Source organism: Methylobacterium sp. TK26, assembly GCF_055361565.1.
Genome location: NZ_CM143965.1, coordinates 4,176,121 through 4,195,465, shown reverse-complemented (window position 1 = coordinate 4,195,465; position 19,345 = coordinate 4,176,121). Strand labels below are relative to the sequence as shown.

The following is a 19,345-nucleotide window of genomic DNA, read 5'->3' as shown; positions in this document are numbered from 1 at the left end:
CGAAACCGAGGATGCGAATGCCGGACACTCTCGCCGCCGGGCTCGACAGCCTTCCGCAGGACAACCCCTTCGCGCCGGCGCAATGGGGCACGCCCTACGGGTTGCCGCCCTTCGAGCAAATCCGGCCCGAGCATTACCTGCCGGCCTTCGAAGCCGCCCTCGCCGCGCACGAGGCGGAGATCGCCGCGATCGCGAACGATCCCTCCCCGCCGCACTTCGCCAACACCGTCGCCGCGATGGAGCGGGCCGGTCAGGCGCTCGATCGGGTGGCGGGCGTCTTCTACAACCTGACCGGCAGCCACACGAACCCGGACCTCCAGGCCATCGAGCGGCAGGTGGGGCCGAAGCTCTCCCGGCACGGCAGCGCCATCTACCTGAACCCGCGTCTCTGGGCGCGGATCTCGGCCGTCGATGCGGACGCGGAGAACCTCGGGCCGGAGGAGCGCCGGGTGCTGGACCGCTACCGCATCCGCTTCCGCCGGGCCGGCGCCGAACTCGCCCCCGAGGCGAAGGAGCGGATGGCGGCCATCGCGGAGCGCCTGTCCGAACTCGCGACGCAGTTCAGCCAGAACCTGCTGGCGGACGAGAGCGGCTTCACCCTGCCCCTGACGGGGGAGGACGACCTCGCCGGCCTGCCGCCCTTCCTGCGCGCCGCCGCCGCCAGCGCCGCCGAGGAGCGGGGCCTCGACGGCCACGTCATCACTCTGTCGCGCTCGCTGATCGAGCCGTTCCTCGTCTTCTCCACCCGCCGCGACCTGCGCGAGAAGGCCCACGAGGCCTGGATCCACCGGGGCGAATCCGGCGGGCCGACCGACAACCGCGCCCTCATGGCCGAGATCGTGAAGCTCCGCGCCGAGCGGGCGCGGCTGCTCGGCTACGAGAGCTTCGCGCATTTCAAGCTCGCGGACACGATGGCGGCGAGCCCCGACGCGGCGATGGAATTGCTGCGCGACGTGTGGACTCCCGCCCGCACCCGCGCCATCGAGGAGCGGGACCGGCTCCAGGCCATCGTCCAGCAGGAGGGGCACAACTTCCCCCTCCGCGCGCACGATTGGCGCCACTACGCCGAGAAGCTGCGCCGGGCCGAGCACGACCTCGATGAGGGGGAGATCAAGGCCTACCTGACGCTCGACCGCATGATCGCAGCGTCCTTCGACACGGCGACGCGCCTGTTCGGCCTGACCTTCGAGGAACTGCACGATGTGCCGCGCTATCACCCGGATGTCCGGGTCTGGCGGGTGGGCGACGCGGAGGGCCGGGAGGTCGGCCTGTTCCTGGGCGATTACTTCGCCCGCGCCTCGAAGCGCTCCGGCGCCTGGATGAGCGCCTTCCGCTCGCAGGAGAAGCTGACCGGCATCGTCACGCCGATCATCGTCAACGTGATGAACTTCGCCAAGGCGCCGGAGGGCCAGCCGACGCTGCTCTCCTTCGACGACGCCCGCACCCTGTTCCACGAATTCGGCCACGGGCTGCACGGGCTGCTCTCGGACGTGACCTACCCGCTGCTGGCGGGCACCTCCGTCTCCGGCGACTTCGTGGAACTGCCCTCGCAGCTCTACGAGCACTGGCTGGAACAGCCGGAGATCCTGCGCGCCCATGCCCGCCACCACGAGACCGGCGCGCCGATGCCGGAGGACCTGCTGCGCAAGCTGCTCGCCGCGCGGGCCTTCAACCAGGGCTTCGCCACGGTGGAATACACCGCCTCGGCGCTGGTCGACATGACGCTGCACCTCTCGGCCGAGGGCGAGGCGGGGCTCGACGTGCCGGCCTTCGAGGCGGACGCCCTGCGCCGGATCGCGATCCCCGCCGAGATCGGGATGCGCCACCGCTCGCCGCACTTCGCGCACATCTTCGGCGGCGAGAGCTACGCGGCGGGCTATTACAGCTATCTCTGGTCCGAGGTGCTGGACGCGGACGCCTTCGACGCCTTCCGCGAGGCCGGCGACATCTTCGACCCCGAGACGGCCAAGCGCCTGCGCACCTACGTCTACGGGGCGGGCAACCTGCGCGACCCGCGCGAGGCCTACACCGCCTTCCGCGGCCGGATGCCGAGCATCGCGCCGCTCCTTAAGAAGCGGGGTTTGGCGGCCTGAGCCGCCGATCCCAGAGGTAAGGATTTCGTAAAGAAACGTCCTTAACGACTGCTTACAGCACGGGCTGCGAGCGGGAGGGACGGACGATGACTGAATCCAAGCCGACGGCATCGACCGACGAAAAGCCGAAGATTGAAGTGGTCGAAAAGGCCCCGAAGAAGGGCCTCAAGGTCGAGATCATCACCGAGAAGCCGCCGTTCTTCGCCACGCCCCGGCGCTTCGCCCAGACGATGATGCGCGCCGAATCGCGCCTCGTCGCGGTGGCGGGCAGCGCCCTGGCGCTCGGCGCGATGCTCGGCTTCGGTGCGGCCTCGCGCGATCAGGGCTCGACGGCGGCGGTCGCCTCCCTCGCCTCGGCCATCGATGCGGGCCGCACCGACACCGCGAAGCTCGCCGCGACGCTCGCCAAGCTCGACCAGAATGTCGGCGACTTGCGCAGCGCTGCCGAGAGCGCCCGCAAGGAGAGCGCCGGCAAGGGCGGGAGCCTCAACGAGAAGATCGCCCAGCTCGACCGCAGCCTGACGGCGAAGCTCGCGAGTCTCAATGAGAAGTTGGATCAGGCGGAGAAGGAGCACGCGGCCCGGATCGCCGCCCTCACCCCGCGCCCCGTCGCGGCCAAGGCCGAGCCGACGCAGACCGGCAGCCTCGCGGAGCCGCGCGAGATGAAGCCAGTCGAGGCGAAGCCTGTCGAGGCGAAGGCGCAGCCACAACCGGAGCCGGTGAAGGCCGCCGCGCCCGCCAAGCCGCCCGTGCTGGAGCAATACGCCCTGCGCGACGTGTTCGATGGCGCCGCGATCATCGAGAACCGCAGCCGGCGGCTGTTTCAGGTGATGCCCGGCGATACGCTGCCGGGGGCGGGCCGTGTCGAGGCGATCGAGCGCCAGGGCCGGCAATGGGTCGTCGTCACCCGCCAGGGCTTCGTGACGCCCAAGGAATGGTGAGACCGGCCGTTACGATTGGGGGACGGTCACGGGGGTGAGGTCGTCGCCCGACATCGGGAAGCGCGGCTCGATGGCGAAGGGGTCCGCCATCAGCGAGTTCCGCTCCGCGCGCCGACGGCCGAGGCGAAGGGCCCGGGTGCGGGCGCCGCGCGTGGGGTGAAGGATGGCTCCGAGAAGAGCCTGACCCTCGAACTCCCTGTCCAGATTCTTGGCGTCGAAGACGGGCATGACGGGCCTACGGGGAACGTGGCGGCGGGCTTCTCACCATCGAGCCCAGCCGCGCACCCTAACAACGGGGATAGCGTGAACTCGTTCCGCAAAGCTTTCGCTTCGGAACGGTTTTTTCATAATCGATCCGCCGGTCCCGCCCCGCAGTGCGACATCGCACCTGTGTCGCGGCGCACGGCTATTGCGCGCCGCGAAGACAGTGTTCGCGATCAGACGAATTGATTCAAACCGGGAATCGAACCGACGATCGGGCCCATGACATCTTCGCCGGCCTTCTCACGGCCGACCGCGAAGAGCTCCTGACCGAGGGGCTGCATCTGGCCCATGGGCACGCCCGCCGCCATCAGCTTCTGGCCGAGGGCCATGACGCCCCCACCCCCGAGCATGCCGCCGAGCATGCCCATCAGGCCGCCGCCGCCGCTGCTCTCGCCCGCATCGGATTGCGCGACCAGGTCCTCGGAGCCCGGCAGGGCCGCCATGAGCTGCCCGACCTGGGGCTGCGGCCCCTCCTTCTGGAGGAAGGCGAGGATGTGGCCGATGGCGGTCTGCGCCGTCGCGGCATCGAGGCCGGTGCGGGCGCAGACGCGGGCGAGCAGTTCTTCCATGGGGCATGTCTCGATTGGAGGAAGTCCAAACAGTCCATCGACTGGGAGGTCGGGGAAATCAAGCTTGGGCACCGCCTTCGCCCGCACGAAGGGCGCCGCGCGGGGCCGCCGGCGGCGGCAAACGCACGGGCGCCGCCGCGATAGGCAAAACCTTGCGAGGGCGGCGCTATTTCGGGCAGCCTCCTGCGGAACTGCGGCGAGCCGCCGCGCTTTGCCGCTGTGGGACGACCACACCACCAGAGACCATCCGATGCGCTACACGCTGGGCTGCAGCCTGTCTTACAATATCCTCGCGGACACGACGTTCATCTTCAACCTCGAGGTCGCCAAGCTTCGCAGCGTCGAGATCCTGCGAGAGACGCTGACGCTGAAGCCCGACCTCAAGCGCGAGATCTACATCCACCCGGACGCGCAGAACCGCTATCTCGGCGTGAACGTGCCGACCGGGCCGTTCGCCCTCGAATACGAGGCGGAGGTCGATCTCACGGTCCACCGGGCCGATCCGGCGACGATCAACGAGACGCCGGTGGCCAAGCTGCCCATCGACATCCTGCCCTACCTGCTGCCGAGCCGCTTCGTCTCCTCCGACCGGCTGACGCCCTTCGCCCAGGCCGAGTTCGGCGCCCTGCCCCAGGGGCACCAGCGGGTGAACGCGATCTGCAACTGGATCCACGATTACCTCGCCTACCAGCCCGGTTCCAGCGACGAGCAGACCACCGCCGACGAGAGCCTGCTGAAGCGGGCGGGCGTCTGCCGGGACTTCGCCCATCTCGGCACCGCCTTCTGCCGGGCGCTCGGCATCCCGGCCCGGTTCGTCAGCTGCTACGCCCACGGCCTCGTGCCGAGCGACTTCCACGCGGTGTTCGAAGCCTATCTCGACGGCCGCTGGTGGCTGTTCGACGCCACGCGTCAGGCGGACCCGGACGGGCTCGTGCGGATCGGCGTCGGGCGGGACGCGGCCGAGATCGCCTTCTCGACGCCCTTCGGCAACATGCAGCCGGTGAACCAGCAGATTCGCATCCAGCGCACGGACGGCCAGGGCAGCCCGATGCCCCGCACCGTCGACGCCATCTCGACCGAGGTGCCCGCCCCGCACGCCGGGGCGGCGTAGGCTTCCCACCCTCCTCCGTCATCGCGAGCAGAGCGAAGCAATCCAGGGGGGAGCGTCGGCCCGAAGCGTGGCTGTGGCGAGGTCGCAACACCGCAAAAGCATCCCGGTACCGCCCCCGATCCTGCGCGTCGGCGCCGCGATCCCGCCATAGTCCCAGCCCACTCCGGTCCCCGCGGTAAACGGCAGTCTTGCCAAAGATTTACCACGTACAAAAGTCAGCCTCCGGAGAGAGCGGGCGAAGTATCGGCTGATCGCAGTCGCGATGAGCCGCGCCGTGCCGCACCCTCCGGAAGGGCAAGCAGAGCTGCGGTGTTGGTCATGGACGCGCGTTTGAACGACAAGTCGAAGCTTCCGAGCCGTCATGTGACCGAGGGGCCGGATCGCGCGCCCCACCGCTCGTATCTCTACGCCATGGGCCTGACCCGTGAGCAGATTCACCAGCCGCTGGTCGGCGTCGCCTCCTGCTGGAACGAGGCCGCGCCCTGCAACATCTCGTTGATGCGCCAGGCGCAGGCCGTGAAGAAGGGCGTCGCCGCCGCCCACGGCACCCCGCGCGAGTTCTGCACCATCACCGTCACGGACGGCATCGCCATGGGCCATGGCGGCATGCGCGCCTCGCTCCCGTCGCGCGAGGTCATCGCCGATTCCGTCGAGCTGACGATGCGCGGCCATGCCTACGACGCCCTCGTCGGGCTGGCGGGCTGCGACAAGTCCCTGCCCGGCATGATGATGGCCATGGTGCGCCTCAACGTGCCGTCGATCTTCATCTATGGCGGCTCGATCCTGCCCGGCTCGTTCCGGGGCAAGCCCGTCACCGTGCAGGACCTGTTCGAGGCGGTGGGCAAGGTCGCCGTCGGCGACATGAGCCTCGAAGACCTCGACGAGCTGGAGCAGGTCGCCTGCCCCTCGGCCGGCGCCTGCGGCGCGCAGTTCACCGCCAACACGATGGCCACCGTCTCCGAGGCGATCGGCCTCGCCCTGCCCTACTCGGCCGGCGCCCCGGCGCCCTACGAGATTCGCGACAAGTTCTGCGCCACCGCCGGCGAGATGGTGATGGAGCTGCTCGCCAAGCAGATCCGCCCCCGGGATATCGTGACCCGCAAGGCGCTGGAGAACGCCGCCGCCACCGTGGCGGCCTCCGGCGGCTCGACCAACGCCGCGCTGCACCTGCCGGCCATCGCCCATGAATGCGGCATCGAGTTCACCCTGTTCGACGTCGCCGAGATCTTCCGGCGCACGCCCTACATCGCGGACCTGAAGCCCGGCGGGCGCTACGTCGCGAAGGACATGTTCGAGGTCGGCGGCATCCCGCTGCTGATGAAGACCCTGCTCGACCACGGCTTCCTGCACGGCGACTGCCTGACCGTCACCGGCCGGACCATCGCCGAGAACCTGGAGAAGGTCGGCTGGAATCCCGACCAGGACGTGGTGCGTCCGGCCAACCAGCCGATCACCCCGACCGGCGGCGTCGTCGGCCTGAAGGGCAACCTCGCCCCCGAGGGTGCCATCGTGAAGGTCGCCGGCATGCCGCAGGAGGCGCAGGTCTTCACCGGCCCGGCGCGCGTGTTCGACGGCGAGGAAGCCTGCTTCGCCGCCGTGCAGTCCCGCTCCTACAAGGAAGGCGACGTGCTCGTGATCCGCTACGAGGGTCCGCGCGGCGGCCCCGGCATGCGCGAGATGCTTTCCACCACGGCCGCCCTCTACGGCCAGGGCATGGGCTCGAAGGTCGCCCTCATCACCGACGGGCGGTTCTCCGGCGCCACGCGCGGCTTCTGCGTCGGCCATGTCGGGCCGGAGGCGGCGGTCGGCGGGCCGATCGGCCTGCTCAAGGATGGCGACATGATCACCCTCAACGCGATCGAAGGCACGCTGTCGGTGGCGCTGAGCGACGAGGAACTGGCCGAGCGCCGCAAGGCGTGGGCGCCGCGCGGCAACGCGGCGACCTCCGGCTACCTCTGGAAGTATGCGCAGGGAGTCGGCTCCGCTCTGTACGGCGCCGTCACCCATCCGGGTGGGGCGCAGGAGACGGAGAGCTATGCTGACGTCTAGGACGGTCCTCGCCCGGCCCGTGCCGGCAGGGACCTCTCCGCGCCGGCTCCGCGCGCTTCTCCTCGTGGCCGTGTCGGGCGCCCTGCTGATGCAGGCGCCCGCCGCGCGGGCGCTCGATGCCTTCGTGCGCACCCCCGTGCCGGCCGCGGCGGAGAAGAGCTACCGCTCCGCGCGGGACGCCCTGCGGGCGGGCGTGCGGGAATACAATGCGGGCGACAAGGAAGGCGCCGCCCGCGCCCTGGAATACGCCGCCGGCCAGGGTCATGCCCTCGCCCTGTGGAAGCTCGGGCGGATGTACGCCGAGGGCGACGGCGTGCCCCACGACGACCTGAAGGCGTTCGAGTTCTTCTCGCGCATCGCCGATGCCAGCACCGACGATGCCGGGGATTCGCAGAACGCGGCGGTGACGGGCAGCGCCTTCACGGCGCTGGGCTCCTATTTCCTCGACGGGATCAAGGGCACCTATGTGCGCCCGAATCCCGAGCGCGCCTACGACATGTTCAACTACGCGGCCTCCTACTACGGAGACCCGAACGCGCAGTACAACCTCGCCCGGCTCTATCTCGACGGCAACGGCGTCGAGGCCGATCCCCGGCAGGCGGCGCGGTGGTTCAACCTCGCCGCCGAGAAGGGGCACCCCCCGGCTCAGGCGCTGCTCGGCGACATGCTGGTGAACGGCGCGGGCGGCCTGCCGCAGCAGCGGGTGAAGGGCCTCGTCTGGCTCTCGCTGGCCCGCGACGGCGTCCAGTCCCGTAAGGACGACTGGATCGTCGCCCTCTACGACAAGAACTGGGCCGCCGCCTCGCCCGACGACCGGAACGAGGCGCAAACCCAGCTCCAGACCGTCGGGTCGATCAAGCGGCGGAACTGACGCCGGTCAGTTCTTCGCCGCCGCGATGGCCTTCACGAAGGACGGCCGCTCCAGGGTGCGGGTCACGTAGGCCGCGAGCTTCGGCCAGCGGCCGGCATCGACCTCGAAATTCGCCAGCCGCAGGTTGTGGAAGTTCGTCGCCACCGCGATGTCGGCGATGCTGAAGGCGTTGCCGACGAGGTAGTCGCCCTCGATCTGGCTTTCCAGATAGTCGAGGAGGGCCGGAAACTTCTCGTCGATGGTGCTCTGCGCGCGCGCCTCGTCGCAGTCCTGCTTCATCAGCCGGGGCTTCAGGAAGCGCTCTACGAACGGGATGATGAGGACGGGGAAGAGTTCGGTATCGCCGTACTTATCGAACCACACGGCCCGGCCCAGGGCCTTCGCCTCGGTGGGGATCAGCGCCGGCTCGGGGTGCTTGGCCTCGATGTAATGCAGGATCGCGCTCGAATCGGGGAGCAGGAAGCCGTCATCGTCCAGGGCGGGGATCTTGCCGGTGGGGCTCGCCGCCTGGAAGCCCGGATCGTTCGCGTGGAAGGGGACGGGCTTGTGCTCGAACGGCACGCCCTTCTCGTAGAGGGAGACGAGGACTTTCCGGACGTAGGGCGAGATGCTGGTTCCGTAGACGATCATCGTGTCCTCTGGCTGTGTCAGGTGCGGTCCAGCTCGACGGTCACGGGGACGTGGTCCGAAGGCTTGTCGAGGCCGCGCAGGTGCTTCTGCACCGAGGCGGAGATAAGTCGGTCGGCGGCCTGCGGCGAGAGCAGCAGATGGTCGATGCGGATGCCCTGGTTCCGGGGCCAGCAGCCGGCCTGGTAATCCCAGAACGTGTAGAGCCCGTCGCGCGGGTCGCAGGCGCGGATCGCGTCGGTGTAGCCATCGGCGAGCAGGGCGCGGAACGCCGCGCGGGAGGCGGGCAGGAACAGGGCGTCGCTGCGCCACGCCTCCGGGTCGGCCGCGTCCTCCGGCTCGGGGATGACGTTGTAATCGCCCGCCAGCACCACCGGGATCTCGGCCTCCGCCAGCGCCCTCGCATGGAGCCGCAGCCGTTCGAGGAAGGCGAGCTTGTAGGGGTATTTCGGGCTGTCGACGGGGTTGCCGTTCGGCAGGTAGATCGAGGCGACCCGCACCGGCGCCAGATCCTCGCCGCCGATCAGCGCCTCGATGTAGCGGGCCTGCACGTCCTCCTCGTCGCCGGGAAGGCCCCGGCGGATCTCGGACAGCACGAGCGGCGCCCGCACCAGCAGGGCGACGCCGTTATAGGCCTTCTGCCCCAGGGTCTCGACGGCGTAGCCCGCCGCCTCGACCTCGGCGCGGGGGAAGGCCTCGTCCTGGCATTTCAGCTCCTGCAGGCACACCACATCGGGCTTCGCCTCATCGAGGAAGCCGAGCAGGTGCGGCAGCCGCTGCTTGATCGAATTGACGTTCCAGGTGCTGATACGCATCGGCCTCATCCGGCAGGCGGCCCGTCATCGGGCCTTCGCGCCCGGGTGACAAGCCGATTCCGCCATGCGTGGGAACGCTTGCAGATTTCCGCGCCGCGGGCGATGACCCTCGCATCGCGGGAGGCGCGGCACGGGAGCCGACGCCCGCGGGCACGGAAGGTCCCATGTCGCAGTCTCTTCGCATCGGCGTCGCCGGTCTCGGCACCGTCGGCGCGGCCCTCGTCCGCATGATCGGCCGCCGCCGGGAGGCGCTCCTCGCCTCCGGCCTCGACGTCACCGTCACCGCCGTCTCGGCCCGCGACCGCTCGCGGGATCGCGGCATCGACCTCGCGGGCGTCGAGTGGTTCGACGATCCGGTGGCGCTCGCCCGCTCGGCGTCCGTGGATTGCGTCGTCGAATTGATGGGCGGCGCCGAGGGCGCGGCCAAGGCCACCGTCGAGGCGGCGCTGGAGGCCGGCAAGCCGGTCGTCACCGCCAACAAGGCGCTGCTGGCCAAGCACGGCGCGGCGCTGGCCGCCGCCGCCGAGAAGGCCGGCGTGGCGCTCACCTACGAGGCGGCGGTCGCGGGCGGCATCCCGGTGATCAAGGCGCTGCGGGAAGGGCTCGCGGGGAACAAGGTCGAGCGCGTCTACGGAATCCTCAACGGCACCTGCAACTACATCCTCAGCCGGATGGAGCGCGAGGGCCTGACCTTCGAGGCCTGCCTGAAGGACGCGCAGGCGCTGGGCTACGCCGAGGCCGACCCGACCTTCGACGTCGAGGGCTTCGACACCGCGCACAAGCTCGCGATCCTCACGAGCCTCGCATTCGGCACGCAGGTCGATGCGGACGGCGTCTCGGTGGAGGGCATCTCGCGGGTGCAGCCCCTGGACCTGCGCATGGCCGACGAACTCGGCTACCGCATCAAGCTCCTCGGCGTCGCCCAGGCGACCCCGGCGGGGATCGAGCAGCGCGTCCACCCGACCATGGTGCCGAAATCCTCGGCCATCGCGCAGGTGATGGGCGTGACCAACGCCGTGACCATCGACGCCGACGCCGTGGGCGAACTGACCCTGATCGGCCCCGGCGCGGGCGGCGAGGCCACCGCCTCCGCCGTCTTCGGCGACATCGCCGACGTCGCCCGGCGCATCGTGCGCCCGACCTTCGGCATCGACGCCGCGCGCATGGCCCCGCCCTCGCGCGCCGAGATGCAGCGGCACGAGGGCGGCTATTACATCCGCCTGACGGTCCATGACCGGCCGGGCGTCGCGGCGGGCGTCGCCCAGCGCATGGCGCAGCGGGAGATCTCCTTGGAGAGCATCCTGCAGCGCCGCGTCGAGGGGGCGGACAGCGATCCGCACGGCCGCTCCGGCCGCCCGGTGCCGCTGGTGCTGATCACCTACGCCGCCACCGAGGGCGCGATCCGCGAAGCCTTGGACGCCATCGCCCAAGACGGGTTGCTCGCGGAATCGCCGCAGTTGATCCGCATCGAACGCGAGTAGACCCGCTGCGTCGCCCTCATCGAATATTCAGGGACGGGGGCGTTGATAGAGGTTGGGTCGCGGTCCACGCAGCCCCGCCATGATCGGGACCGGGATCCGGCATCAAGACCGGGCCCGGCAAGGGACAGGAAACGATGACCGAGACCGGAACGCCGCGTCCGCAGACCGTGCCGCGCACCCTCGCGCTCGAACTCGCGAGGGTCACGGAGCGCGCCGCCGTGGCCGCCGCGCGCCTGCGCGGCAAGGGCGACGAGAAGGCCGCCGACCAGGCCGCCGTGGACGCGATGCGCGCCGAACTCGCCGGGCTCCCGATCCGCGGCACCGTGGTCATCGGCGAAGGCGAGCGCGACGAGGCGCCGATGCTGTTCATTGGCGAATGCCTCGGCTCCGGCGAGGGGCCGGAGGTGGACATCGCCGTCGATCCCCTCGAAGGCACCACCCTCTGCGCGAAGGACATGCCGGGCGCCATCGCCGTCATGGCCCTGGCCGAGCGCGGTTCGCTGCTGGCCGCACCTGACGTCTACATGCAGAAGATCGCCATCGGCCCCGGCTACCCCGCCGGGATCGTGGACCTCGACGCCAGCCCCTTGGACAACATCCGGGCGCTCGCCCGCGCCAAGGGCTGCCCCACCGACCAGATCACCGCCCTGATCCTCGACCGGCCGCGCCATGCCGGCCTGATCGCGGAGGTGCGGGAGGCCGGCGCTTCGGTGCGGCTGATCACCGACGGCGACGTCGCGGGCATCATCTTCACGGCGAGCCCGGAGGAGACGGGAGTCGACATCTATCTCGGCACAGGCGCCGCCCCCGAGGGCGTGCTCGCCGCCGCCGCCATGCGCTGCATGGGCGGGCAGATGCAGGGGCGCTTGATCCTCGACACCGCCGAGCGCCGCCGCCGGGCGCAGGACATGGGCATCCGCGACGCCAACCGGAAATACGAATTGACCGACCTCGCGGGCGGCGACGTCATCGTGGCCGCGACGGGCGTCACGGACGGTTCGCTTCTGAAGGGCGTGCGCTTCCGCCAGGACAGGATCCAGACGGAGACGCTGGTCTACCGCTCCGAGGCCGGCACGATCCGCCGGATCCTCGGCGAACATCGGCGGGATTTCGGCCGGAGCTGAGGGGTCGGGGCCGCGTGCCCCGACACCCCGTCCGTCGGCGCGCTACGGCAGCGCGCCGGCCTTCTCCTTGGCCTTCATGATGGTCTGGCGGCACTCTTCCGCCTTGCCGGCCTTGTCCTCCTCGCGGGCCTGGGCGACGAGCTTCTTCGCCTCGTCGACGCCCGAGGCGGTCGGCTTCACATCCTTGTCGCCGGGGGTCAGCTTCGGCGCGGAATCGAGGGCCTTCGGGCTGTTGGACGAGGTCGTGCCGCCGGGCGGCGTCGTGCCCGTCACCTCCGCCGCGCCCGCGCTGTTCAGGCGGCGCTCCAGCGTGCTCACCTCGTCGGCGCAGGGTGTGGCCAGGGCCGGGCCCACGGTGGCGGCCGAGACGGCGGCGAGGGCAAGAGCGAGGCGAAGCTTCATGAACGATCTCCCGTGGCGGCGCGGCGGACATCTGCCGGCTCGCCTTCGGGATGGCGACGCGGAACGGACCAACCCGTTCCTGAGACAGGACGCCGCGCCGAAGACGAAGGGCCGTGCATCCGGGGATGCACGGCCCATTTTGTCCCAGGGTGGCGCGATCAGTACTTGCGGATGATCGGCTCCGGCGACATCGGCACCGGATCGGCCCCGAAGGCGTACTTGAAGCCGCCGTAGATCGAGAGCGGCTGCGCCAGCGTCGTGGTGCGCGGGTTGTTGATCGAGAGGCTGGCCGTCACCGGGCCCGTCTCCGCGAAGGTGCCGAACGTGGCGTAGCGGTTGTTGGTGAGGTTCGTGATGAGCCCGAACACCTCGAGGTTCTTCGTCACCTGATACTTCGTCTGGAAGTTCAGCACGTAGTAGGGCGGCAGCTTGCGGTTCAGGTTCGACTCGTCGCCCCGGTAGAAGGACGAGGAGAAGGCCTGCAGGTAGAGGCCGACCTGCCAATCCGGCGTGATGTAATAGTCGAAGCCGGCCTTGATCTGGTGGTTCGGCACCAGCGGCACGGTGTTGCCGCGCGTCACCTGGATCGCGCCGTCCACCGCGAGGGGGTTGTTCGGCGAGGACAGGGTGCCGTTGAACTGGAAGGTCGCGTCGATCAGGGCGTAGTTGGCGTAGACCCGCAGGTAATCGGCCGTGTACTCGGCCCCGACCTCGATGCCCTGCCGCTGGGTGGCGGGCACGTTCACGAAGTAGGCGCGGGCGGCGTTGCCGGGGGTGGCGAGCGACAGGATGTCGTTCGACAGGTCGGTGCGGAAGGCGCCGATCTTGTAGGTGATGATGCCGCCGTCATAGGTGTTCGGCAGCTGGCCGCGGAAGCCGACCTCGTAGGTCTTGCCCGTCACCTGCTTCAGCGGCGGATCGGCCACCAGCGAGTTCGGCAGCAGGCACGGCCGGTCGGGATTCGCGCAGGCGAGTTCGAGCGGCGTCGGGGCGCGGTTCGATTCCGAGTAGCTGCCGTAGAGGTTCAGCGCATCGAAGAACCGGTAGGTCAGGCCCGCCACCGGGTTGATCTTGTTGAAGTAATGCGTCCCCGTGACATCCGGCGAGAACCCGGTGAGATCCTCGCTCTGGATGCGCGCGAAGTTCAGGCGGGCGCCGGCCGTCACCGAGAGGCGGTCGGTCAGGTCCAGGGTGTCCTGGGTGTAGAGGCCGAGATAGAGGTTCGAGCCGTTGACCGAGCTCGGCGCGATGCCGAGCGCCCCGGCGGTGCGGATGAACTGCGTGCCGAGGCCGGGGATGTTGCCGTAATACGGGTTGTTCGGATCGGTGGTGATCGACAGGTTCGGGTTGATGACGCCGAGCGTGCTCGACGACTTGAACGAGTAGTTCGCCGCGTCGATGCTGCCGCCGACGATGAACGAGTTGCCGAAGCCGAAGATCCGGTCGCGGTTGGAGGCCTGGAGCGAGCCGCCATAGCCGGTGGCCTCGGTGTTCGTGACGTCGAGGGTGCCGTAGGGCACGTTCGCCGTGAACGGGACCGCCCGGTTCTGCTGGCCGAGGATCAGGAACTGGTTGCGGAAGGCGAGCTGCGTCTGGTTCGGAGCGCGGCTGAACCCGTCATCCTCGAAGCAGAGGAAGCTTCGGAAGCTGCTCTGCCGGCTGCACTGCTCGAAATTGCCGTCGTTGCCGTCCACGTAGGTCTGGTGGAAGCGGCGGAAATAGGCGTTGCCGGCCAGATCCCAGGTCGGGGAAAGATCGACGCGGCCGGTGAGCTGGATCGTGCCCACCTCGGTGGTCGTGGTCTGCGGATAGGTGAAGATCGCGCGCGGGTCGTTGCGGGTGAAGTCCACCGGGGTCGCGGCGGCGGCGCCGAAGAAGCTCCGCGCGGCGAGGCCGATCAGGTGGAACTCGGCATCCTGCGAGCGGTAGCCGAGATCGCCGTACAGGCGGCCGATCGTGCTCGGGCTCTCGTAGCGCCAGCCGCGATCGTTCAGCCCGTCGCCGGTGAAGTAGAAGCTCCACGGGCCGGAGACCTTGCCGTATTCGAGATAGCCGGCCGTGCGCGCATCCGAGCCGCCCCAGGCGCTGATCTCGGTGCCCTGCCACGTGAAGCCGTTCTTCATCTGGATGTTCACCGCGCCGCCGAGCGCGTTGAGGCCGAAGACCGGGTTGCCGGTGACGACGTCGATCCGCTGGATCGCCTGCGGGGGGATCAGGTCGAAGTTGACGATGTCGCCGAAGGCTTCGTTGATGCGCACGCCGTTCTGGTAGACGGCCAGGCCCTGCGGCACGCCCTGGACCGGCGAGGCGACGAAGCCGCGATAGGTCACGTCCGGCCGGTTCGAATTGCCCTGGCTATCGGACAGGTTCAGGCCGGGGGTGCGCCGCGCCAGGGTCGCGACCACGTTGTCGGTGCCGAGGTCGGCCCGGATGTCCTGGGCCGTCACCGTCTCGACCGTGCTCGGGATCTTGTAGAGCGGCTGCTCGCTGCCGCGCAGGCGGGGCGACGGCACGCCGCCCAAGGGCGCCGCGACCGGGGCCACCCGATTGTAGTTCTGCACGGCGCTGGAATTGCCGCCGCCCGAACCGACCGGCGAGGTCGCCACGACACTGATCTCGCCGAGGGTGACGGATTGTTGCGCGTGCGCCGTGCTCACCGCCATCGATCCCGCGAGGACCGACGCCGACGCCGTCAAGGCTCCCCTAAGCGCCCGCAAAGACATTCCCAAACCCCTCGACACCCAAACCGGCCGCCCGTTTCCCCCGGGCTTCCGTCAGTGATGTCGGGGGGATCGATGAACTGCAATCGCGGCCGGGGGTGCTATCGACGACTTTCGCCCCGGACGCTCCGTTCTCACCCCCGGCGTGGCCGTGTCGCCACATCTTTTGCGCGAAAAAACAACGACTTAGGGGAAATATGGCAAGCTGAACCGGGACAATTCGGCAAGCCTCAGAGGCGTTCCTGGATCCGCTTGCCGAGTTCGCCGAGTCGCTGTTCGAGGAGTTGCGGAACCTCACACACGTAGGTGAGGGACTGGCTCCGCTCCTGGAAGATCCGGCGGTCCCAGGCGAACTTGGTCTCGAGTTCGGTCTGGTCCTTCGGCAATTCGGTCTCGTCGCCCTTGCTCGGGGCATCCTTGATCTGGCTGACCTTGTCGGCCTCGTCGCGGATGCGCTCGGCCATGCGGCGCTGGCCCTGGGCGTACCGGGCGATGCCGTTCATGATCTTGTTGCGCTCGCCGTTCAGCACCTCGAACGCGCCGGCATAGACGCGGGTCAGCGCCTTGTCCTTGGCGTCCTTGTCGGAGCCGAACTTGGCGGCGAACGCGTCGAGCAGCGGATCGACCTGCGACAGGTCGGTGCGGCGGGAGGCGATCTTCTGCGCCAGCACGGCGGCATCGTTGTCGCTGCCCCAGTCGCCGGCCGAGGCGATGTCGGGGCCGGTCCAGAACTGGCCGGGGCTCAGGGTCTCGACCTTGCGCTGGACGCAGGGCCAATCCGGATCGACCTTCGGTTGGGCGAGGGCGGCGCCGGCCGTCACCGAGAGCAGGAAGGCGAGAGCGGTGGTTCTGATCATGAGGCTTCTCCGGCCGGTCCGCCGCGCCGGGCCATGAGGCCCCGGCCCGGATCGTAGGCGATCACGGCCATCGCGAAAAAGGCGAGCGTGGTCCCGACGACGACGGCGCAGGACACGGGCTCGAGCTGTTCGTACAGCGCGAAGCGCACGAGCTGCACGGCGTGGGTGAACGGGTTCAACTCGCAGATCCAATACAGGGTCTCGGACGATTCCCGGATCCGCCAGAGCGGGTAGAGGGCCGACGAGGCGAAGAACATCGGGAAGATCACGAAGTTCATCACGCTGGCGAAATTCTCCAGCTGCCGCACCAGCGAGGACAGGAACAGGCCGATGGCGCCGAGCATCAGGCCGGAGGCGAGGAAGGCCGGCAGCGCCGTCAGGTAGCCGAGCGTCGGGATGTCGGTTTCCCAGAAGTACGCCACCGCGAGGAAGGCATAGGCCTGGACGATCGACACCGAGACGCCCGCGATCAGCTTGGCGAGCAGCAGCATCCAGCGCGGATAGGGCGAGGTCAGCAGCACCTTCATCGACCCGACCTCGCGGTCGTAGACCATCGAGAGGGAGGATTGCATGCCGTTGAACAGCTGGATCATCACGGCGAGGCCGGGCACCACGTAGACCTCGTAGAGCACGTAGGTCTGGTAGGGCGGCTCGATGGAGACGCCGAGCGTGTTGCGGAATCCCGCCGCGAAGATGAACAGCCAGACGAGGGGCCGCACCAACGCCGAGAAGAACCGCTCCTTCTGGTTGAAGAAGCGCAGCAACTCCCGGCGGACGATGCCGCCGAGGCAGATCAGGTAGCCGACCGCATCGAGCCGCCCGAGCTGGCGCGAGGGGGCGGCGTGGGTCTTGGTGTCGCGTTCGACGACGCGAGGCGACGAGGTCATGGGCTTCCCATCTTCACGCCGCCCGCTTCCCGCGCTCGGCCACGAGCCGGCGGAAGGCTTCCTCCAGGCTCTCGGTCCCCTGCGCGATGGTGCCGGCCGTGCCGCGGGCGACGATCCGGCCGAGATGGAGCACCACGGCGTCGTCCTCGGGCCGGATCTCCTCGAAGATGTGGGTCGCCCAGAGGACCGACAGGCCCTCCTCGCGCACCAGCGCCCGGACGATGGCGACGATGTCCGCCCGCGATTCGAGGTCGAGCCCGACCGTCGGCTCGTCGAGGAGCAGCAGGTCCGGCCGGTGGACGAGCGACCGGGCGATCTCGATGCGCCGGGATTGGCCGCCGGAGAGGGTGCGCACCTTGTCCCCGCGCCGGTTGGCGAGGCCGACCCGGTCGAGCAATTCGCCGATCCGCGCCTTGCCCGCCTTGCGGGGGATGCCGTGCAGGCTCGCATGGTAGAGCAGGTTCTGCTCCACGGTGAGGTCGGTATCGAGGGTGCGGGCCTGGAACACCACGCCGAGACGGGCGAGGGCCCGCGACGGCTCCCGGTCGAGCCCGTGGCCGAAGATCGCCACCCGGCCGCTCTGGTTGTTGTAGAGCCGCGTGATCACCGAGAAGAGCGTGGTCTTGCCCGCGCCGTTGGGGCCGAGCAGGGCCGTGAAACGGCCGCGCTCGACGTTCATCGACACGTCGTCCAACGCGGCGCGCGCGCCGAAGCGGTGGCCGACATTCGCAACGAGCAGGGCGGGCGCCTCGCCCGTCATCGGCCAAGCGCCTTGCGGGCATCCGCCACGGCGTCGAGGCATTCGTCGTACTCGCCCTCGCGCTGCTCGCGCTCGGCGTTGCGCAGCGCCTTCTTCAGCTTGGGCAGGGCGGCCTCGGGCGGATCGGTCGCCAGAGCGTCGCGGATCATCGTGATCCCCTCCGCGCAGGACGAGGCGTCGTCCGCCGCGAGGGCGGGCGAGGCGAGGCCGCAGGCCAGGAGGACGAGTGCCGGTCCCCTCATCACTTCACCGTCAGGGTGCCGGTCATGCCCTTCGCTTCGAGCCCCCGCGCCTCCCACTTGTAGGCGCCGGGCTTGATGGCGACGAACTCGATGGCGATCTCGCCGGGCTCATCGAATTCGAGGTGATCGGGCGGGCCGCCGCCATGGATCTCCTTGTGCTCGATGACGATCTGGTTGAGCCAGATGTAGCGGAAGAACTCCGGCGCGTAGAACTTATATTCCTGCCCGCCCTTGGCGACGATCCGCAGGCGGTAGGCCTTGCCGGATTCGAGTTCGATGTCCTTGTTCTCGACCACGAAGTCGTTGCCCTGGTCGTTGCCGAGGACGAGATCGGGCAGGTTCTCGCGCTTGCGCGTGAGGTCGGTGGCCGAGGCCGGCGCGACACTCGCCGTGACCGCGACGGCAAGCGCCACCTTACGAAACAAACCCGTCATCCGCACCTCATCCATCGCAGGCGAGTGAAGTCCCAAGAAATCAGTTCGGCGAGATCGCCACGCCCCACGGCAGCAGGCCGACGGGGATGCTCTTCACCACCTTCTCCGCCTCGACATCGATCACCGAGACGTCGTTCGACGTGCCGTTGGTCGTGAAGAGCTGCTTCTGGTCCGGGGTGAAGGCGAGCTGCCAGACGCGCTGGCCGACCGGCAGGTATTTCTGCACGTCGTAGGTCTTGGCATCGATCACCGCGACGCGGTTGGCCGGGCCGAGCGCCACGAAGGCCTTGCTGCCGTCCTTGGTGATGCGGATGCCGACCGGCTGGATCGCCTCGTCGTTCACGCTCGGGATCTTGAAGGTGATCTTCTTCACCACCCGGCGGGTGGCGACGTCGATGACGCTCACCGTGCCGCCGACCTCAGCCGAGACCCACAGGAACTTGCCGTCCGCCGTGAACTCCGCGAAGCGCGGCCGGGCGTCGACCAGCACGTTGTCGATCACCTGGAAGGTCTTGGTGTCGATGAAGTGGGCCATGTTGGTCGTTTCGGAGGTGTTGACGAGGATCTTCCCGTCCGGCGACAGGCCCATCCCCTCCGGCTCGACGCCCACCGGCACCTCGGCGAGCACCTTGTTCTTCTCGATGTCGATGATCGTGACTTGGCTGTCGTCCTCGTTCGCGACGTAGAGCGGGTTGCCCGAGGAATCGAGGATGAACTGTTCCGGGTCGGGCCCGGAGCGGAGCGAGCGCACGACCTTGCCGTTCGACGTGTCGAGCACGTCGATGCGGTCGTCGTCGCTGGCGCAGACGAAGAGTTCCTTGCCGTCCTTCGAGACGGTGACGCCGCGCGGGCGCCGGCCGACCTTCCACGTCGCCGTCACCGCCATGGTCGACGCGTCGATGACGCTGACCGAATTGCCCTTCTCGTTGGTGACGTAGGCGGTGAAGGCGAAGGCCGGCACGCTCGACGCGAGCCACAGCCCGAGGGCGACGCTCCCCCATCCTGCCAAATGCTGGCGGCCCATCCGCTCTCCTCCCTTGGGCGCCCTCGCGGGGCGCTTCTCTAACCGGATTGTAGTGCCCTCGCCGCCGGATGCGA

At 69.2% G+C, this 19,345-nt stretch carries 19 protein-coding genes; 7 read left to right on the top strand and 12 right to left on the bottom strand.

The features are described 5' to 3' along the window. Positions 1-17: 17 nt before the first annotated feature. Positions 18-2,093 (top strand): M3 family metallopeptidase, encoded by a 2,076-nt coding sequence (locus ACXJ1Y_RS20445; RefSeq protein WP_463847919.1) that lies wholly within the window; start codon positions 18-20, stop codon positions 2,091-2,093. A gap of 86 nt (positions 2,094-2,179) precedes the next feature. Then, positions 2,180-3,034: a hypothetical protein gene (locus tag ACXJ1Y_RS20440; RefSeq protein WP_463847918.1), complete on the top strand. Its 855-nt coding sequence runs from the start codon at positions 2,180-2,182 to the stop codon at positions 3,032-3,034. Positions 3,035-3,043: 9 nt separating this feature from the next. On the opposite strand, the gene ACXJ1Y_RS20435 is transcribed toward ACXJ1Y_RS20440, so the two are convergent. Continuing rightward, positions 3,044-3,262 carry a hypothetical protein gene (locus tag ACXJ1Y_RS20435; protein WP_243958557.1) on the bottom strand — a complete coding sequence of 73 codons (219 nt, stop codon included), beginning with the start codon at positions 3,260-3,262 and terminating at the stop codon, positions 3,044-3,046. A gap of 209 nt (positions 3,263-3,471) precedes the next feature. Next, positions 3,472-3,867, bottom strand: coding sequence for a DUF2267 domain-containing protein (locus ACXJ1Y_RS20430; protein WP_463847917.1), 396 nt, complete (start codon positions 3,865-3,867; stop codon positions 3,472-3,474). A 250-nt stretch (positions 3,868-4,117) separates the two neighbouring features. Here ACXJ1Y_RS20430 and ACXJ1Y_RS20425 point away from each other — a divergent pair, with 250 nt between their 5' ends. The 3 genes from ACXJ1Y_RS20425 to ACXJ1Y_RS20415 all read left to right on the top strand — a co-directional run bounded on the left by ACXJ1Y_RS20425 (position 4,118) and on the right by ACXJ1Y_RS20415 (position 7,898). Beyond that, the gene (locus ACXJ1Y_RS20425) at positions 4,118-4,978 is read left to right on the top strand and encodes a transglutaminase-like domain-containing protein (RefSeq protein ID WP_463847916.1); all 861 of its coding nucleotides are present in this window, start codon (positions 4,118-4,120) and stop codon (positions 4,976-4,978) included. A gap of 318 nt (positions 4,979-5,296) precedes the next feature. After that, complete coding sequence (ilvD, locus tag ACXJ1Y_RS20420; protein ID WP_463847915.1) at positions 5,297-7,027, top strand: dihydroxy-acid dehydratase; 1,731 nt, start codon at positions 5,297-5,299, stop codon at positions 7,025-7,027. Next, a complete protein-coding gene (locus tag ACXJ1Y_RS20415) occupies positions 7,014-7,898 on the top strand; it encodes a tetratricopeptide repeat protein (protein WP_463847914.1) in 885 nt (294 codons plus the stop codon). Before ilvD ends, ACXJ1Y_RS20415 begins: the two co-directional genes overlap by 14 nt. Before the next feature lie 6 nt (positions 7,899-7,904). On the opposite strand, the gene ACXJ1Y_RS20410 is transcribed toward ACXJ1Y_RS20415, so the two are convergent. Both ACXJ1Y_RS20410 and xth read right to left on the bottom strand, forming a co-directional pair. Further along, positions 7,905-8,528: a glutathione S-transferase family protein gene (locus ACXJ1Y_RS20410; protein WP_463847913.1), complete on the bottom strand. Its 624-nt coding sequence runs from the start codon at positions 8,526-8,528 to the stop codon at positions 7,905-7,907. Positions 8,529-8,545: 17 nt separating this feature from the next. Then, positions 8,546-9,340 carry an exodeoxyribonuclease III gene (gene xth, locus ACXJ1Y_RS20405; protein WP_463847912.1) on the bottom strand — a complete coding sequence of 265 codons (795 nt, stop codon included), beginning with the start codon at positions 9,338-9,340 and terminating at the stop codon, positions 8,546-8,548. Positions 9,341-9,504: 164 nt separating this feature from the next. Between xth and ACXJ1Y_RS20400 the strand changes: the two genes are divergently transcribed. Next, positions 9,505-10,821, top strand: a complete 1,317-nt coding sequence (locus tag ACXJ1Y_RS20400) for a homoserine dehydrogenase (protein ID WP_463847911.1) — start codon at positions 9,505-9,507, stop codon at positions 10,819-10,821. Between the two features lie 134 nt (positions 10,822-10,955). Further along, positions 10,956-11,945 (top strand): class II fructose-bisphosphatase, encoded by a 990-nt coding sequence (glpX, locus tag ACXJ1Y_RS20395; protein WP_463847910.1) that lies wholly within the window; start codon positions 10,956-10,958, stop codon positions 11,943-11,945. Between the two features lie 42 nt (positions 11,946-11,987). Here glpX and ACXJ1Y_RS20390 read toward each other — a convergent pair whose 3' ends face one another. The 8 genes from ACXJ1Y_RS20390 to ACXJ1Y_RS20355 all read right to left on the bottom strand — a co-directional run bounded on the left by ACXJ1Y_RS20390 (position 11,988) and on the right by ACXJ1Y_RS20355 (position 19,271). Beyond that, the gene (locus ACXJ1Y_RS20390) at positions 11,988-12,347 is read right to left on the bottom strand and encodes a hypothetical protein (RefSeq protein ID WP_342162801.1); all 360 of its coding nucleotides are present in this window, start codon (positions 12,345-12,347) and stop codon (positions 11,988-11,990) included. 158 nt (positions 12,348-12,505) lie between these two features. Further along, complete coding sequence (locus ACXJ1Y_RS20385) at positions 12,506-15,070, bottom strand: TonB-dependent receptor (protein ID WP_463847909.1); 2,565 nt, start codon at positions 15,068-15,070, stop codon at positions 12,506-12,508. 227 nt (positions 15,071-15,297) lie between these two features. Next, a complete protein-coding gene (locus ACXJ1Y_RS20380) occupies positions 15,298-15,924 on the bottom strand; it encodes a hypothetical protein (RefSeq protein ID WP_463847908.1) in 627 nt (208 codons plus the stop codon). Then, positions 15,921-16,811 carry an ABC transporter permease gene (locus ACXJ1Y_RS20375; RefSeq protein WP_463847907.1) on the bottom strand — a complete coding sequence of 297 codons (891 nt, stop codon included), beginning with the start codon at positions 16,809-16,811 and terminating at the stop codon, positions 15,921-15,923. Before ACXJ1Y_RS20375 ends, ACXJ1Y_RS20380 begins: the two co-directional genes overlap by 4 nt. Positions 16,812-16,824: 13 nt before the next feature. Then, positions 16,825-17,571 carry an ABC transporter ATP-binding protein gene (locus ACXJ1Y_RS20370; protein ID WP_463847906.1) on the bottom strand — a complete coding sequence of 249 codons (747 nt, stop codon included), beginning with the start codon at positions 17,569-17,571 and terminating at the stop codon, positions 16,825-16,827. Beyond that, complete coding sequence (locus tag ACXJ1Y_RS20365) at positions 17,568-17,813, bottom strand: hypothetical protein (protein ID WP_463847905.1); 246 nt, start codon at positions 17,811-17,813, stop codon at positions 17,568-17,570. Before ACXJ1Y_RS20365 ends, ACXJ1Y_RS20370 begins: the two co-directional genes overlap by 4 nt. Continuing rightward, positions 17,813-18,247, bottom strand: a complete 435-nt coding sequence (locus tag ACXJ1Y_RS20360) for a cupredoxin domain-containing protein (RefSeq protein WP_463847904.1) — start codon at positions 18,245-18,247, stop codon at positions 17,813-17,815. Before ACXJ1Y_RS20360 ends, ACXJ1Y_RS20365 begins: the two co-directional genes overlap by 1 nt. A gap of 40 nt (positions 18,248-18,287) precedes the next feature. Next, positions 18,288-19,271: a YVTN family beta-propeller repeat protein gene (locus tag ACXJ1Y_RS20355; protein ID WP_463847903.1), complete on the bottom strand. Its 984-nt coding sequence runs from the start codon at positions 19,269-19,271 to the stop codon at positions 18,288-18,290. Between the last annotated feature and the right edge of the window lie 74 nt (positions 19,272-19,345).